The following is a 15,515-nucleotide window of genomic DNA, read 5'->3' as shown; positions in this document are numbered from 1 at the left end:
GCTCACCGTGCGCCGGTCACGCATCGGTCCACTGGGGCATGTCCCCCTTCGTCGCCTGGAGGTTGATCACGGAGAAGGCCGCGCCCTGCGAGTCGGTGAGCGCCGCGAAGCGGCCGAAGGGGCTGTCCATCGGACCGAAGTGCAGCTTCGCTCCGCGCTTGGTCGCCTTGGACACCGCGGCGTCGCAGTCCTCCACGCCGAAGTACACATTGATGTAGGGCCGGACATCGGGCGGGAAATCGTCCGTCATCTTCATCCGCCCCAGGACGGTGTCGTCGCCGACCTGGAAGACCTTGAAGTCCATGGTGTCGTCCGCCATGCTCTGCGCCCGGTAGGGGAAGACGGCGGAGAAGAAGGCGTCGGACTTCTCGGGTTCGCGGGTGTAGATCTCGGCCCAGGCGTAGGAGCCCACGGTGTTCTGCGCCGCGAACCCCTCGTGGCTGCCCGCCTGCCAGACCCCGAAGCGCACTCCCGTGGGGTCCTGGGCGAGCACCATCGTGCCGAAGTCGCTGACCTGCATCGGCTCCATCAGCAGCGTGCCCTGGTTGTCCCGGATCTTCTGGGCGGTGGCGGCGGCGTCCGTGGAGGCGAAGTACAGGCACCAGGCCGACTGCTCCCCTTCGCTGCCGGGCATCGGGGGGACGACGGCGGCGACGGCCTGCCCGTCCTTGTACGCCTCGGTGTAACTGCCGAATTCCGTCTTGCTCTCACCGAAGGTCCAGCCCAGCACATCACCGTAGAAGGCCTTCGCGCCCTCGAGATCGGTGAACATCGCATCGGCCCAACACGGTGTGCCCTCTGGTCGTGCAGCCATGGCCCCGGCTCCTTCCTTCCAGGCGGGCCCTCCGCTCGGTGGACGGCCCGCCTCATCACGCTAGCCAGTTACTCACCGGTCCGCGTGCGCGGAATGCACCATCTCCCGAAGCCCCACGCCCGCCCCCGGCCCCCGCACTTCCCACCGGCGCACCACACTCTGCCGGTGCCCGGCCCCCACGCCCGGCGCTCCGGCAGAGCCACGCCGAAGCGGAAGCCGTAGCCCCTCCCCCGCCGCGCATCCCCGTCGCCGGAACCGGGCCGGGGCCCACCCGCCACCGGTCTGCCGGGCGTGGTCCACGAGATGCCCTGCCCGCAAGGCCCCGCCGTTCAGCCGATCGCCCGGAGAGCAGGGCGATCGGCGGTCGGCAGGACGGGGCGGTCGACGGTCGGCGGAACGGGGCGGTCGACGGTCGGCGGAACGGGGCGGTCGGCGGTCGGCGGAACGGGGCGATCCGCGGTCGGCGGGACGGGGCGATCGGCGGAACGGGGCGATCCGCGGTCGGTGGAACGGGACGTTCGGTGGCCGATGGGTCATTGTGGGCACGGCCTGAGCGGCCTTGCCGACGTCCGGTGCGGTCCGGTCCGGTCGTGTCCGGGAAGGGCGCGGGGCTGTGTCGATATCGGCTCCGTCGCGTGGGCGCGAGCGGCCGCGACGTGGCCGCGGACGGCGCACCGGGCAGTCGGCGGGGCGCTCAGTGGGTTTCGGTGATCTTGGCCAGGGAGCGGGGGGCGTCGGGGTCCTGGCCGCGGGCGATGGTGACTTCGTAGGCGAGACGTTGCAGGGGGAGGATTTCGAGGATGGGCTGGACCTCCTCGGCGACGCCGTCGGTCGGCAGGGCGAAGCCGGCCGCGGCCTTGTCGGCCTCGGCCCGGTTGCCGATGACGACGAGGTCGGCGCCGCGGCCGCGCAGGCGTTCCAGTACGGGCTGCAGGGCCTGGCCGCCCTTGCCGTCGGTGACGATCGCGATGACCGGGGAGATGTTGTCGACCATGGCGAGCGGGCCGTGCAGCAGATCCGCTCCGGAGTAGGACAGGGCGGGGATGTAGCTGGTCTCCATCAGCTTCAGGGCGGCCTCCTTGGCCGTCGGGTAGCCGTAGCCGCGGGAGGTGAGGACCATGCGTTCGGCGAAGCGGTAGCGGGCGGCGAGCGCCCTGACCTCGTCCTGGCGGGCGAGGACCGACTCGGCGAGGTGGGGCAGCACCTCCGCGACCGGGACTCCCCCGGCCCCCGGGGCGCCGAACTCCCGCTCGCGCAGACCCTCGACGAAGAGGTAGAGGGCCAGCAGTTCGGCGGTGTAGCTCTTGGTGGCGGGCAGTGCCTTCTCCGGGCCCGCCAGCACATCGATGTGGAACTCGCTGACCTTGGCCAGCGGGGAGTGGGCGTTGTTGGTGACCGCGAGCGTGATCGCACCCGCCTTGCGGGCGGCCTCGGTGGAGGCCACCAGGTCGGGCGAGCCGCCGGACTGGCTGACGGTGATCACCAGGCAGTCGGTCAGGTCGGGCCGGGCGCCGTAGGCAGTGGTGGTGGACATGGAGGTGAGGCCGCAGGGCTTGCCGAGGCGCACTTCGAGCAGGTACTTGGCGTACAGCGCCGCGTTGTCGGACGTACCGCGCGCGGTGAGCAGAACGAATCGCGGCCTGCGGACGGCGATCCGCCCGGCGACCTCATGGATGCACGGCGCCCCCTCGTCGAGGACGCGCCGCAGCACGGCGGGCTGCTCGGCCATCTCACCGGCCATGATCCGGCCGGGCATCTCGCCGTACGAAGCGACTGACGTGACGGACATGCTGACTACCTCCCGATAGTTGTGGCTGAGCACGGGGCACAGGTGGGACCGTCGTGGATACCGGCGCACAGCGGAAGTCCCACCGGCGCCGGCGGATGACTCGTACTCGTAGGCGGTCAGAACTTGTACGCGCCCAGGTCCCACAACCGACTCAAGCCTGCGCTCGACCGACTACCGGGACCGCGCCCCGTACACAGCCAACCCCCGCACCACGTACAGCTCGGCAAAGCCCTGGAATCCACCAGAGCAGCGCCGGAACTGCGGCCCTGCCCTGGTCAGGCCCCGTACACGGCACGAGCCCGGCGAAGCTCTGGGAATCCACCAAGGCAACACCGGGACCGTGACCCCTGTGCGGTCTTGGCCACACAAGGGCACAGGATCGGAGGAGCTCTAGGGGTCCACCAAGGCGGCGCCGGGCCCCTTGCCCTCGTGCGGCCAGGACCGTACACGGCGCGGCCCCGACGGAACCTTAGGGACCCACCAGGGCAGCGCCGGAGCTGCGGCCCCGACGTGGTCAGGACCCATACGCGATACAGGCTCGGCGAAGCCTGGGGATGCACCAAGGCACCGTCGGGGCACCTGCCCTTGCGCGGCCAGGACCGTACGCGGCGCGGGTTCGACGGAGCCCTGGAGTTCCGCCAAGGCGGCGCCGGGCCCCTTGCCCTCGTGCGGCCAGGACCGTACGCGGCGCGGCCCCGACGGAACCCTGGGGACCCACCAGGGCAGCGCCGGAGCTGCGGCCCCGACGTGGTCAGGAGACCCGTACGTGACACAGGCTCGGCGGAGCCCCGTGGGTGCGCCAAGGCAGCATCGGGGCACCTGCCCTTGCGCCGTCAGGACCGTACGCGGCGCGGGCTCGGCGGAGCCCTGGGGGTCCACCAGGGCGGCGTCGGGGCTGCGGTCGTGGCCTGGTCAGGACCCGTGCGCGGCGGGCTCGGCGGAGCCCTGGGGTTCCGTCAAGGTGGCGCCGGGGCCGTGGTTGTTGTGCGGTCAGGGTCCGTACGTGGCACGGGCTCGGTGGAGTCCTGGGGATCTGATGGGGTGGTGTCGGGGCTGTAGTGCTGGCGTGGTCAGGGCCCGTGCGTGGTGCGGGCTTGGCGGAGCGTTGGGGATTGTCGGGGCGGCGGGGCGGGCCCCGGACGGCCGTATCGGGGCCGCCTCGACTTCGCTCGCCGGGGGCGGAGCACAGAGCATGGACGGACGGGGGCGGCAGTGTCGGGCAGGACCGGGCTCGCAGCGGGCGGGCCGGGCGTTCACCGGAAGGACCGGCAGGTGAAGGACCGGCGGGTGAAGGACCGGTATGGGTCCGGTGGGCCGGGTTCCTCGTCGTTTGCGGCCTGGGGCGTCCGGAGCACTCCGGACACGTCGTGTGCAGCACGCGTCCCGGCCGCCGGGAGCGGCGGTCCTCGCGGTCGCTGTCCCGGCAACCACCGCGGCCGCTGCCCGGACCATTGCTGTGGTCGCTCCCCGACCACCACCGCGGTCGTGGCCCCGGCCACCACCGCGGCAACCGCCGTGGCCGCCACCGCACCCGCACCCGCACCCGCACCCGCACCCGCACCCGCCGGGACTACCACCGCCCCCGGGACCGCCACCGCACCCATCGCCAGGCCCGGCGCCGCGCACCCACCACGCCCGGTTCCACGACAGGCGCCGGCGCCCACCACGCCCGGCTCCACGCCCGGCGCCACGCACCCACCACGCCCGGCGCCGCGCGACCGTCGCGCCCGTCATCACGCCCGGCGCCGCGCAGGTGCTGTGCGGCCGCTGTGCGGGGCTCGGGGGTGGCCCCTCTGCTAGATTGGTCTATACCACATACCGTCCCCTCTAGATCGGCAGGCCAGCGTGGAAGTTGTCATCGTCCCGGACGCCAAGGCAGGCGGCGAGCTCATCGCCGAGGCCATGGCCGAGCTGCTGCGGCGCAAGCCCGACGCCCTGCTCGGCGTCGCCACCGGCTCGACCCCGCTGCCCATCTACGAGGCGCTGGCGGCGAAGGTCGCGGCCAAGGCCGTGGACGCCAGCCGCGCCCGTATCTGCCAGCTGGACGAGTACGTCGGCCTGCCCGCCGGCCACCCCGAGTCCTACCGTTCGGTGGTGCTGCGCGAGGTCGTCGAGCCGCTGGGGCTGAGCCAGGAGTCCTTCATGGGCCCCGACGGCAGCGCCGAGGACGTCCAGGGCGCCTGCGAGGCCTACGACCGCGCGCTGGCCGAGGCCGGCGGCGTGGACCTCCAGCTGCTGGGCATCGGCACCGACGGGCACATCGGCTTCAACGAGCCGTGCTCCTCGCTGGCCTCCCGTACCCGCATCAAGACGCTGACGCAGCAGACCCGGGTCGACAACGCCCGGTTCTTCGACAGCCTCGACGAGGTGCCGCACCACGTCATCACCCAGGGCATCGGGACGATCCTGGAGGCCCGTCACCTGGTGCTGCTGGCCACCGGCGAGGGCAAGGCCGACGCCGTGGCGCAGACCGTGGAGGGCCCGCTGTCCTCGCTGGTGCCCGCCTCGGCGCTGCAGCTGCACCCGCACGCCACGGTCGTGGTGGACGAGGCGGCGGCCTCCAAGCTCAAGCTCGCCGACTACTTCCGCGACACATATGCGGCCAAGCCGCAGTGGCAGGGTCTGTAGGCGCGCGGAGCGGCACGACGAACGGCTCGGCCGGGGCCCCTTGAGGGGTTCCCCGGCCGAGCCGTTCGTCGTGGGTGGCGCCTGAGCGCTCCACTGGGGGTGCGGTCATGTCACCGCGGGCCGGTGGGGGCCGGTCGCGCGGTTCCCCGCGCCCCTACGGAGCGCTACGGCCGGTGAGGGCCTCGGCGGCGGCCTGGCCGCAGACCCGGGCGGCACCGTGCGTGGCGAGGTGCGGCGCGCCCACCGGCGGCGCCTGCGGTACGCCCATCTCGACCACGGCCGTGTCGGGCCGCGCGGCGACCAGGGCGTCCAGGGCCTGGGCCATCCACGGGTGGCGGTGGGCATCGCGCACGACCGCCACGATCCGGCGCCCGGCCGCGGCGGCCAGCACCTCGGCGGCCAGCGCGTCCGTGCCGTTGGCCACCGCCTGCTCGGCGCCGTACGTGCCGGTCTCGGTGCCCGGCAGCAGCCGGGTCAGCTCGGCGGCCACGCCCCAGGGGGTCTCCTCGCCGACCGCGATGTTCGCGACCGGGGTGAAGGCCGCGACGTACGCGGGGCCGTCGAGCGGCGCGTACGGGGTCTCGGAGCTGACGCGCAGCGCACGGCGGGCCGCCGTCAGGCCGACCTCGGGTGCGGGCGCGGTCCCCTCCGCCGCGCCCGCACTCCGGGTCCACCGCGCCAGTGCGCGCACCCGTGCCGCGGCGTCGGCGAGCCGCTTCTCCGACAGTTCGCCGTCGCGCACGGCGCCCACCAGCGCGTCGCGCAGCCGCAGCACGGTGTCCTCATCGGCCAGTCCCCCGCCGACGCAGATGGCGTCGGCGCCGGCGGCGAGGGCCATCACGGTGCCCCGCTCGATGCCGTACGTGGCCGCGATGGCCCGCATCTCGACGGCGTCGGTGACGATCAAGCCGTCGTATCCGAGACCGCCGTCGGCGACCGGGGCCCGCAGGAGGCCGGTGAGGACGTTCCGGCTCAGGGTGGCAGGCAGGCTGCCGTCCAGAGCCGGAAGCAGGATGTGGGCGCTCATCACGGACTTGGTGTCCGCGGCGATGGCGGCCCGGAAGGGGACGAGTTCCCGCTCCCACAGGGTGGCCAGGTCGGCGGTGATCAGCGGCAGGTCGTGGTGGGAGTCCACTGCCGTGTCGCCGTGCCCGGGGAAGTGCTTGGTGCAGGCGGCGACGCCGGCCGACTGCAGGCCCTCGATGTAGGCGGCGGTGTGCCGGGCGGCCAGGTGCGGGTCGGCACCGAAGGACCGTACGCCGATGACGGGGTTGTCCGGGTTGGAGTTGACGTCGGCGGACGGCGCCCAGTTGAGGTTGACGCCGCACTCGGCCAGGCGGCGGCCCAGCTCGCGGGCGACCGCGCGGGTCAGGTCGGTGTCGTCGACCGAGCCCAGGGCGAAGTTGCCGGGGAAGGAGGAGCCGCCGCGCACCTCGAGGCGGGTGACGTCGCCGCCCTCCTCGTCGATGGCGACCAGCACGTCCTCGCGCTCGGCCCGCAACTGGGCGGTGAGCGCGGCCAGTTGCTCGGGCGAGTGCACATTGCGCCCGAACAGCCCGACCGAGCTGAGGCCCTCGCCGATCCGCCGCAGCAGCCAGTCGGGGGCACTGGTCCCGGTGAATCCGGGCTGCAGGACGGCCAGCGCGTCCCGGGTGAGGGTGTCGGTGGTGTGGGTGAGCATCGTCATGGTCTCGCGTTATCCCTTCACCGCGCCGTCGGCCAGACCGCTGACCGCCTTGCGCTGGAGGAACAGGAAGAGGATCAGGATCGGGAGGGCGAAGAGGGTGGCGGCGGCCATCGACGCACCCCAGTCGGTGCCGAAGTTGCTCTGGAACTGGGACAGCCACAGCGGCAGCGTCGCCATGTGGGCTTCCTTGTTGAGAACCAGGACGAGCGCGTATTCGTTCCAGGCGGTGATGAAGCCGAACAGCGAGGTGGCCATCAGACCGGGCGCCAGCAGCGGGAAGATGACCTTCACGAACGCCTGGCGGCGGGTGCAGCCGTCGACCATGGCCGACTCCTCCAGCTCCTTGGGTACGGCGGCGACATAGCCGCGCAGCGTCAGGAGGGTGAAGGGCAGCACCATGACCATGTAGAAGGCGGTCAGCGGGACGAGGCTGTTCAGCATCCCGGCGTCGCGCACGATCATGTAGTTGGTGATGACCAGGACTTCCCAGGGCGCCATCTGCGCGACCATGAAGGTCAGGACGATGCCCTTGCGGCCCTTGAAGCGCATCCGGGTCACCGCGAAGGCGCCCATGAGCGCGATGACCAGCGAGGCGACTACGGCCAGCACGGTCACGGTGATCGAATTGCCCACCAGCGTCCAGAAGTTGGGCGCGTTCATCGCCGTCGAGAAGTGCTCGAAGGTGGCGCGGATCGGGAACCACACGGGGTCCTCGGTCAGGATGTCCCCGGTCGGCTTGAAGGCCGTGTTGAACATCCAGTACACGGGGAAGACGAACGCGAGGGCGAGGACGAGGGCCGTCAGGTTGGGCCAGATGCGGCGGATCGTCGACGAAGCCGAGCGCTTCACAGCTCGTCCTCCTCTTGCTTCAGGGTCAGGCGGAGGTAGTACGCGGTCATGCCCAGCAGGACCAGGATCGTCAGCACGGAGATCGCGGCGCCCATGCCGAAGTGCTGGGCTCCCACGCCCTCGGTGAAGGCGTAGATCGGCAGGGTCTCGGTCAGCCGGTCGGGGCCGCCCTTGCTGATCGCCATGATCTGCGGGAACGCCTTGAAGACCCAGATGACCTCGAGGAAGGTCGTGGCCAGGAAGAAGGGCTTGAGGAAGGGGAAGGTCACGTTCGTGAAGACCTTCCACGTGCCGGCGCCGTCCATGCGGGCCGCCTCGTACAGCTCCTTGGGAATGGTCGTGGTGGCCGCGTACAGGTTCAGCGCCACGAAGGGCACGGACTGCCACACGATCAGCACGATGATCACGAAGAAGGTGGAGAACTGGCCGCTGGTCCAGTTGTAGCCGGCCATCGAGTGCCAGCCGAGCGCGTCCAGGACCCAGTTGACCACGCCGTAGCGGGAGTCGAAGAGCCACTGGTAGACGGTGGTCGCGGCGATGACGGGCATCGCCCAGGCGAGCACCAGCGCGGCGGAGAGCGTCAGGCGCATCTTCTTGCCGAGCCGGGCCAGCAGCAGGCCGACCAGCACACCGATCAGCATGATCAGTACGACGTTGACCGCCGTGAAGACGATCGTGCGCAGCGTGACCCGCCAGAACTCCTCGCTGGTCAGGACGGCGCGGAAGTTCTCGATCCCGTTCCACTCGGTCAGCCGCTGGATCAGCTGCTTCATGTTGAGGTTCTGGAACGAGAGGACGATGTTGCGCACCATCGGCCAGCCCAGCAGGACCGCGGTGGCCGCCAGCGCCGGGAGCAGCAGCAGGTACGGCGCTCTCCTGGCGGTGCGTCCCTTGCCCTGGCCGCGGCCGGGCGGCGGGGCGCCGCCCTTGCTGATCCGTGGCGCGGTCTTGTCCACCGCGTCTTCGGTCTGCACTGACATGTCCCGCCTTCTCCCCATAAAACCTGTTGTGCTGATGCGTGGGCTGCGCGGGGCCGGGGCAGCCGGCCCCGCGCAGCCGTGAGCGGTTACTGCTTCTGCGCCAGGCGCTTGTTGATCTCGCCCTCGACGCTCTTGGCGGCGTCCTCGGGGGACTTACCGTTCAGGACCGCGGTCATGTAGTCCTTGATCGGGTTCGGCACGTTCTCGACGTTGGCCCACTCGGGGATCGCCGGCGGGGTGCCACCGGACTTCTCGGCCGCCGCGGCGGCGGGAGCGGCGGCCGGGTTGGTCTTGGCGGCGGCCGCGATGGCCGGGGACTTCGGGGTCCAGCCGACCTCCGTGACCATCTGGGTGTCGGCCTTCTTCGACAGGGCGATCCGCAGGAATTCCTTGGCGAGGTCCTGCTTGGCGCTGCGGCCCGCGATGGCGAAGTTGGAGCCGCCCATGAAGACGCCCTCGGGCTTGGCCTCGGTCTCACCGGGGATGGTGAAGAAGCCGATGTTGTCCTTCATCTTCGGGTTGGCCTTGATGGTGGTGCCGGCCTCGTAACCCATGGCGATGACGGCGCCCGTCTTGCCGTTGGCGAAGACGTTGGCCTGCTGCGGGTCGGCCTCGTCCTTGTTCTTGGGGGCCGTGCTGAAGGCCTGGTACTGCTTGTAGGTCTCCATGGCCTTGGAGACCTTGGGGTCGGCGAGGTTGGAGACCCACTTGCCGCCGTCCTTCTTCACCAGCTCGGCGCCGGTGCCGACGGTCAGGCCGCCGAAGAAGTACCAGTTCTGGCCGGGCAGGTACAGCGGCTCGGCGTCGGTCTTGTTCTTGATCTTCTCGAAGGCCTTGAAGAGGTCCGCGCGGGTCTTGGGCAGGTCCTTGATGCCCGCGTCCGCCCAGATCTTCTTGTTGTACATCACCACGCGGTTGCCCGCGTACCAGGGCAGGGCGTACTGCTTGCCGTCGACGATGGACGTCTTGTTGACGTTCTCGTTCCAGTCGGAGCCGATCTCCTTCTTGAGATCGCCCACGTCCAGAAGGGCACCGGCGGTGGCGTACGAAGCGGTCTGGGTGTTGCCGAGCTCGACGACGTCGGGCGGGGTGTCCTCGGACAGCGCGGTGGTCAGCTTCTGCTGGATGCCCGTCCACTGCTGGACCTTGAACTCGACCTTCGCGCCGGTCTTCTTCTCGAAGTCGGCGGAGACCTGCTTGGTCCACTCCGGCGGGTTCGAGCCGTCCATGACCCATACGGTCAGACTCTTGGCGTCCGCGCCGCCCGCGTCGCTGGACCCACAGGCAGCGACACCGACCATCATTCCCGCGACTGCTGTCGCTGCTATGAGCCCACGCTTCATTGCGTACTCCCCTAAAGGCCTGGTGTGGTCTTTAATGGTTTAGACCAGTTCCCGCAGCTTGGCCTAGACCTTTTGGGGTGTCAAGGGTGTATAAGAGTCGCTGTCGGCTCCGTTATCGGACCGACATCTAGTGGGCGCCGACCAGCCAGGGAGCATCGGCACCCACCCGTGCCACGATATTTTCCCAGTGTGCCGCTACGTACGGAGGAGCCGGTGACGGCAGCGCGTCAGGAGTCGGAGAGGCGGGTCATGGAGACCGACGGGGGCAGTACGGAGAACGCCGGTGGTGCCACTCGCACCGCTCGCGTGCCCAAGTACTACCGGCTCAAGCGGCACTTGCTGGAGATGACCGAAACCCTGCCGCCCGGCACGCCGGTACCGCCCGAGCGCACCCTGGCCGCGGAGTTCGACACCTCGCGCACCACCGTACGCCAGGCGCTCCAGGAGCTGGTCGTCGAGGGGCGGTTGGAGCGCATCCAGGGCAAGGGCACCTTCGTCGCCAAGCCCAAGGTCTCCCAGGCCCTCCAACTCACCTCCTACACCGAGGACATGAGGGCCCAGGGCCTGGAACCCACCTCCCAGCTCCTGGACATCGGGTACGTCACCGCTGACGACCGCCTCGCCGGGCTGCTGGACATCGCCGCGGGCGGCCGGGTGCTGCGCATCGAGCGGCTGCGGCTGGCCAGCGGCGAGCCGATGGCCATCGAGACCACCCATCTGTCCGCGAAGAGATTCCCGGCGCTGCGCCGCAACCTCGTCAAGTACACCTCCCTGTACACGGCGTTGGCCGAGGTCTACGACGTGCGCCCGGCCGAGGCCGAGGAGACCATCGAGACCTCCCTGGCCACCCCGCGCGAGGCCGGGCTGCTGGGTACGGACGTGGGCCTGCCCATGCTGCTGCTCTCCCGGCACTCCCTGGACGCCGAGGGCCGCCCGGTGGAGTGGGTGCGCTCGGTCTACCGCGGCGACCGCTACAAGTTCGTCGCCCGTCTCAAGCGCCCGGCCGACTGATCCGCCCGGCCCGCGCGGGCGCGCTGCACGCGCTATAGCCGCGCGGCGGACTCCTGTTCTACGGTCCTTCCCACATCGCGACCATCGCGTCGACGGGAGGACGTTCCGGTGCGCAGTGCCACCCCCCGAACCATCCTTGTCTGGACGGCCGTTGCCCTGCTGGGTGCGGCCGGCTGGACACTGCTGGCACTCTCCCGCGGCGAGGAGGTCTCGGCCGCATGGATGGTCGCGGCCGCCGTGGGCACGTACGCCATCGCCTACCGCTTCTACTCGCGCTTCGTGGCCTACCGGGTGCTGCGGCTGGACGGGAAACGGGCCACCCCGGCCGAGCGCATCAACGACGGCGTCGACTTCCACCCCACCGACCGCCGGGTGCTGCTGGGGCACCACTTCGCGGCCATCGCGGGCGCCGGACCACTGGTGGGGCCGGTGCTCGCCGCCCAGATGGGGTACCTGCCGGGCACGATCTGGATCATCGTCGGAGTGATCTTCGCGGGCGCGGTGCAGGACATGGTGGTCCTGTTCTTCTCCACCCGGCGCGACGGGAAGTCGCTGGGACAGATGGCGCGCGAGGAGATCGGGCCGCTGGGCGGGGCCGCGGCGCTGCTCGCCGCCTTCGCCATCATGATCATCCTGCTCGGCGTGCTGGCGCTGGTCATCGTCAACGCCCTGGCCGAGTCGCCCTGGGGCACCTTCTCCATCGCCATGACCATCCCGATCGCCCTGCTGATGGGCTTCTACCTGCGCGTACTGCGGCCGGGACGGGTCACCGAGGTCTCCCTGATCGGGATCGCGCTGCTGCTGATCGCGCTGGTCGCCGGGCGCTGGGTGGCCGAGTCCTCCTGGGCGGGCGCCTTCACCCTGGAGCCCTCGACGCTGGTGATCTGGCTGGTGGCGTACGGGTTCATCGCCTCCGTCCTGCCGGTGTGGATGCTGCTGGCACCGCGCGACTACCTATCCACCTTCATGAAGGTCGGCACGATCGGGCTGCTGGCCGTCGGCGTGGTCATCGCACTGCCGAATCTGAAGATGGACGCGGTGACCGACTTCGCGGGCCGCGGCGACGGCCCGGTCTTCGCCGGGTCGCTCTTCCCGTTCGTCTTCATCACCATCGCCTGCGGGGCGCTGTCCGGCTTCCACGCGCTGATCTCCTCGGGCACCACCCCGAAGATGGTGCAGAAGGAGCCCCAGATCCGCATGATCGGTTACGGCTCCATGCTGATGGAGTCGTTCGTGGCGGTGATGGCGCTGGTGGCGGCGAGCATCATCGACCCGGGGCTGTACTTCGCGATGAACGCCCCCGCGGGCGTGATCGGCGACACCGTGCAGTCGGCCTCGCAGGCGGTGGCGAACCTCGGGTACACCATCACCCCCGACCAGTTGGCGGCGGCGGCCAAGGCCGTGGAGGAGCACTCGCTGCTCTCGCGCACCGGCGGCGCGCCCACCCTGGCCATCGGGGTCTCGGAGATCTTCTCCCAAGTGGTGGGCGGCGCCGGGATGAAGGCGTTCTGGTACCACTTCGCGATCATGTTCGAGGCGCTGTTCATCCTGACCGCGCTGGACGCCGGCACCCGGGTCGGCCGCTTCATGCTCCAGGACATGCTCGGCAACCTCTACAAGCCCTTCCGCAGGGCGAGTTGGAAGCCGGGGCTGCTGCTGTGCAGCGCCGCGGTCGTCGCACTGTGGGGCTACTTCCTGTGGGTGGGCGTGCACGAGCCGCTGGGCGGCATCAACCAGCTCTTCCCCATCTTCGGCATCGCCAACCAGCTGCTGGCGGCGGTCGCGCTGGCGGTGTGCACCACGCTGCTGGTGAAGTCCGGGCGCCTGAAGTGGGCCTGGATCACCGGGATTCCGCTCGCCTGGGACGCCACCGTCACGCTCACCGCGAGCTGGCAGAAGGTCTTCTCCGGCGACCCGCGCGTCGGGTTCTTCACCCAGCGCTCCATCTATCAGAACGCCATCGAGGACGGGAAGGTCCTGCCGCCCGCCAAGACCATGCAGGACATGCACACCGTGGTCACCAACTCCACCGTGGACGGGGTGCTTTCGGCCGTGCTCGCGCTGCTGATCGTGGTGGTGATCGCGGACGCGCTGCGGGTGTGCCTGCGCCATGTCCGCAACCCCGGAGCGACGGCGCTGAGCGAGGCACCGTACGTGCAGTCCGCCATCGTGGCGCCCGCCGGGCTGCTGGCCTCCAAGCAGGAGAAGGCCGAGCTGGCGGCCGCGCGGACCGCGGGCGGGACGCGGGAGAACGAGATCGGCCGAAGCTGACGTTGTCATACCGATATGCGGACAGGTAGTGACGCGCGGTACGGCCCTGGCCTAGATTTCCTGCCCATTACGCAGGTGATCACGAGGTAACGCCAGGGAACGGAGCCGCGCCCATGCCCGAGCCAGCCGCACCACCGCAGTCCAGACCCGTCCTCACCCCCTCGCGGGTGGTGGCCGGACTGTGCCTGATCGCGCCGTTCGTGGGCGTGCTGTGGGTGAGTTCGTACGCCCGGGTCGAACCCGCCTTCATCGGCGTCCCGTTCTTCTACTGGTACCAGATGCTGTGGGTGCTCATCTCGACCGCGCTCACGATGATCGCGTACAAGCTGGTACGGCGTGAGCAGCGCCTGCGCAAGGAAGGCGCGGCGCGGTGAGGGCACTGGCAGCCGGCGCCACGGGCGGCGTCAACGGCGTCGCCCTCGCCGTCTTCGTCTTCTTCTTCGCGGCCGTGACGGTCATGGGCTTCCTGGCGGCGCGCTGGCGCAAGGCCGCCCAGTCGGAGAATCTGGACGAATGGGGCCTGGGCGGGCGCAGCTTCGGCACCTGGGTGACCTGGTTCCTGCTGGGCGGCGACCTCTACACCGCGTACACCTTCGTCGCCGTCCCCGCGGCCGTCTACGCGGCGGGCGCGGCCGGCTTCTTCGCGGTCCCGTACACGATCCTGGTCTACCCGCTGATCTTCACCTTCCTGCCCCGTCTGTGGTCGGTCTCCCACAAGCACGGGTACGTGACCACCTCGGACTTCGTGCGCGGCCGCTTCGGCTCCAAGGGCCTGTCACTGGCCGTGGCGCTCACCGGCATCCTGGCCACCATGCCCTACATCGCCCTGCAACTGGTCGGCATCCAGGCCGTGTTGGACGTGCTGGGGGTCGGCGGCGGGGAGCACACCAACTGGTTCGTCAAGGACCTGCCGCTGCTGATCGCCTTCGGCGTGCTGGCCGCGTACACCTACTCCTCCGGGCTGCGCGCGCCCGCCCTGATCGCCTTCGTCAAGGACGCGCTGATCTACATCGTCATCGCGGTGGCGATCATCTACATCCCCATCAAACTCGGCGGATTCGGGGAGATCTTCGACGCGGCGGGCAAGGCCTTCGCCGAGCCGGGGCCGACCGGCAAGCCGCGCGGCGAGCTGGCCAGCGGGCCCAACGCGCAGTGGGCGTACGCCACATTGGCGCTCGGCTCGGCGCTGGCACTGTTCATGTACCCGCACTCCATCACCGCGACGCTCTCCTCGCGCAGTCGCAACGTGATCCGCCGCAACACCACGATCCTGCCGCTGTATTCGCTGATGCTCGGGTTCCTGGCGCTGCTCGGCTTCATGGCGATCAAGGCCGGGACCGACGTCAAGGGCAACGCCCAGCTGGCGATCCCGCAGCTGTTCGAGGACATGTTCCCCAGCTGGTTCGCAGGCGTGGCGTTCGCCGCGATCGGGATCGGCGCGCTGGTCCCGGCGGCCATCATGTCGATCGCCGCGGCCAATCTGTTCACCCGCAACATCTACAAGGACTTCCTCAAGCCGGGCGCCACCGCCGCCCAGGAGCACAAGGTCGCCAAGCTCGTCTCGCTGCTGGTCAAGGTCGGCGCGCTGGCCTTCGTGCTGACCATGGACAAGACGGTGGCGATCAACTTCCAGCTGCTGGGCGGCATCTGGATCCTGCAGACCATGCCGGCGCTGGTGGGCGGGCTGTTCACCCGCTGGTTCCACCGCTGGGCGCTGCTGGCCGGCTGGGCGGTGGGCATGGTGTACGGGACCGTCGCGGCGTACGGCGTCGCCAGCCCCACCCAGAAGCACTTCGGCGGCAGCCAGGCCGAGATCCCCGGCATCCAGGAGATCGGCTACATCGGGCTGACCGCCTTCGTCCTGAACGTCCTGGTGACGGTGGTGCTGACGCTGGTGCTGCGGGCCGTCAAGGCGCCGGACGGGGTGGACGAGACCTCGCCGCAGGACTACACGGCGGACGCGGGCGACCCCGTACGGGCCGCGGCCCCCCACACCGCCAAGGGCGCGGACGGCGACGGTCCGACGGATCTGCCGCCCGCCAAGGAGGGTGTGGCGGCGGGCCGTTGAGCACGGCGGGGGGGGGGGGGGGGGGGGGGGGGGGGGGGGGGGGGGGGGGGGGGGGGGGGGGGGGGGGGGGGGGGG

At 70.5% G+C, this 15,515-nt stretch carries 11 protein-coding genes; 5 read left to right on the top strand and 6 right to left on the bottom strand.

The window, feature by feature from the left end; all coding sequences use genetic code 11:
- Positions 1-16: 16 nt before the first annotated feature.
- On the bottom strand, positions 17-814 hold the full coding sequence (locus AC4IJH_RS07785) for a VOC family protein (protein WP_490850809.1): 798 nt from the start codon (positions 812-814) through the stop codon (positions 17-19).
- A 694-nt stretch (positions 815-1,508) separates the two neighbouring features.
- Positions 1,509-2,603: an SIS domain-containing protein gene (locus AC4IJH_RS07780; RefSeq protein ID WP_490850808.1), complete on the bottom strand. Its 1,095-nt coding sequence runs from the start codon at positions 2,601-2,603 to the stop codon at positions 1,509-1,511.
- A 1,845-nt stretch (positions 2,604-4,448) separates the two neighbouring features.
- Here AC4IJH_RS07780 and nagB point away from each other — a divergent pair.
- Entirely contained in the window at positions 4,449-5,231 is a 783-nt protein-coding gene (gene nagB / locus AC4IJH_RS07775; RefSeq protein WP_490850807.1) for a glucosamine-6-phosphate deaminase, read from the top strand.
- Between the two features lie 154 nt (positions 5,232-5,385).
- Here the strand turns inward: nagB and AC4IJH_RS07770 are convergent, their stop codons facing one another.
- From AC4IJH_RS07770 to AC4IJH_RS07755, 4 genes are all read right to left on the bottom strand, one after another.
- The gene (locus AC4IJH_RS07770; RefSeq protein WP_490850806.1) at positions 5,386-6,918 is read right to left on the bottom strand and encodes a glycoside hydrolase family 3 protein; all 1,533 of its coding nucleotides are present in this window, start codon (positions 6,916-6,918) and stop codon (positions 5,386-5,388) included.
- Positions 6,919-6,927: 9 nt separating this feature from the next.
- The gene (locus tag AC4IJH_RS07765; RefSeq protein WP_490850805.1) at positions 6,928-7,767 is read right to left on the bottom strand and encodes a carbohydrate ABC transporter permease; all 840 of its coding nucleotides are present in this window, start codon (positions 7,765-7,767) and stop codon (positions 6,928-6,930) included.
- Positions 7,764-8,747, bottom strand: coding sequence for a carbohydrate ABC transporter permease (locus AC4IJH_RS07760; protein WP_490850804.1), 984 nt, complete (start codon positions 8,745-8,747; stop codon positions 7,764-7,766). Before AC4IJH_RS07760 ends, AC4IJH_RS07765 begins: the two co-directional genes overlap by 4 nt.
- Positions 8,748-8,833: 86 nt before the next feature.
- Entirely contained in the window at positions 8,834-10,090 is a 1,257-nt protein-coding gene (locus tag AC4IJH_RS07755) for an extracellular solute-binding protein (RefSeq protein ID WP_490850803.1), read from the bottom strand.
- A gap of 249 nt (positions 10,091-10,339) precedes the next feature.
- Between AC4IJH_RS07755 and AC4IJH_RS07750 the strand changes: the two genes are divergently transcribed.
- The 4 genes from AC4IJH_RS07750 (at position 10,340) to mctP (ending at position 15,440) form a co-directional block, all read left to right on the top strand.
- Positions 10,340-11,101 carry a GntR family transcriptional regulator gene (locus tag AC4IJH_RS07750; RefSeq protein ID WP_490850927.1) on the top strand — a complete coding sequence of 254 codons (762 nt, stop codon included), beginning with the start codon at positions 10,340-10,342 and terminating at the stop codon, positions 11,099-11,101.
- 108 nt (positions 11,102-11,209) lie between these two features.
- A complete protein-coding gene (locus AC4IJH_RS07745; RefSeq protein WP_490850802.1) occupies positions 11,210-13,372 on the top strand; it encodes a carbon starvation CstA family protein in 2,163 nt (720 codons plus the stop codon).
- A gap of 113 nt (positions 13,373-13,485) precedes the next feature.
- The gene (locus AC4IJH_RS07740) at positions 13,486-13,746 is read left to right on the top strand and encodes a DUF3311 domain-containing protein (RefSeq protein WP_490850801.1); all 261 of its coding nucleotides are present in this window, start codon (positions 13,486-13,488) and stop codon (positions 13,744-13,746) included.
- 83 nt (positions 13,747-13,829) lie between these two features.
- On the top strand, positions 13,830-15,440 hold the full coding sequence (mctP, locus tag AC4IJH_RS07735; protein WP_490850926.1) for a monocarboxylate uptake permease MctP: 1,611 nt from the start codon (positions 13,830-13,832) through the stop codon (positions 15,438-15,440).
- The last annotated feature ends 75 nt before the right edge of the window (positions 15,441-15,515 follow it).

Source organism: Streptomyces sp. UF-297 (assembly GCF_058245575.1).
Note: the sequence above shows the minus strand (reverse complement) of the source record. Positions and strands in the feature narration are given on the sequence as shown.

What these genes read in the sequence shown, in the direction of transcription:
- AC4IJH_RS07770 (WP_490850806.1), bottom strand. Translation starts at nt 6,918, where the DNA reads ATGACGATGCTCACCCACACCACCGACACCCTCACCCGGGACGCGCTG.
- AC4IJH_RS07750 (WP_490850927.1), top strand. Translation starts at nt 10,340, where the DNA reads ATGGAGACCGACGGGGGCAGTACGGAGAACGCCGGTGGTGCCACTCGC.
- AC4IJH_RS07755 (WP_490850803.1), bottom strand. Translation starts at nt 10,090, where the DNA reads ATGAAGCGTGGGCTCATAGCAGCGACAGCAGTCGCGGGAATGATGGTC.
- AC4IJH_RS07785 (WP_490850809.1), bottom strand. Translation starts at nt 814, where the DNA reads ATGGCTGCACGACCAGAGGGCACACCGTGTTGGGCCGATGCGATGTTC.
- AC4IJH_RS07760 (WP_490850804.1), bottom strand. Translation starts at nt 8,747, where the DNA reads ATGTCAGTGCAGACCGAAGACGCGGTGGACAAGACCGCGCCACGGATC.
- AC4IJH_RS07740 (WP_490850801.1), top strand. Translation starts at nt 13,486, where the DNA reads ATGCCCGAGCCAGCCGCACCACCGCAGTCCAGACCCGTCCTCACCCCC.
- AC4IJH_RS07780 (WP_490850808.1), bottom strand. Translation starts at nt 2,603, where the DNA reads ATGTCCGTCACGTCAGTCGCTTCGTACGGCGAGATGCCCGGCCGGATC.
- mctP (WP_490850926.1), top strand. Translation starts at nt 13,830, where the DNA reads ATGGGCTTCCTGGCGGCGCGCTGGCGCAAGGCCGCCCAGTCGGAGAAT.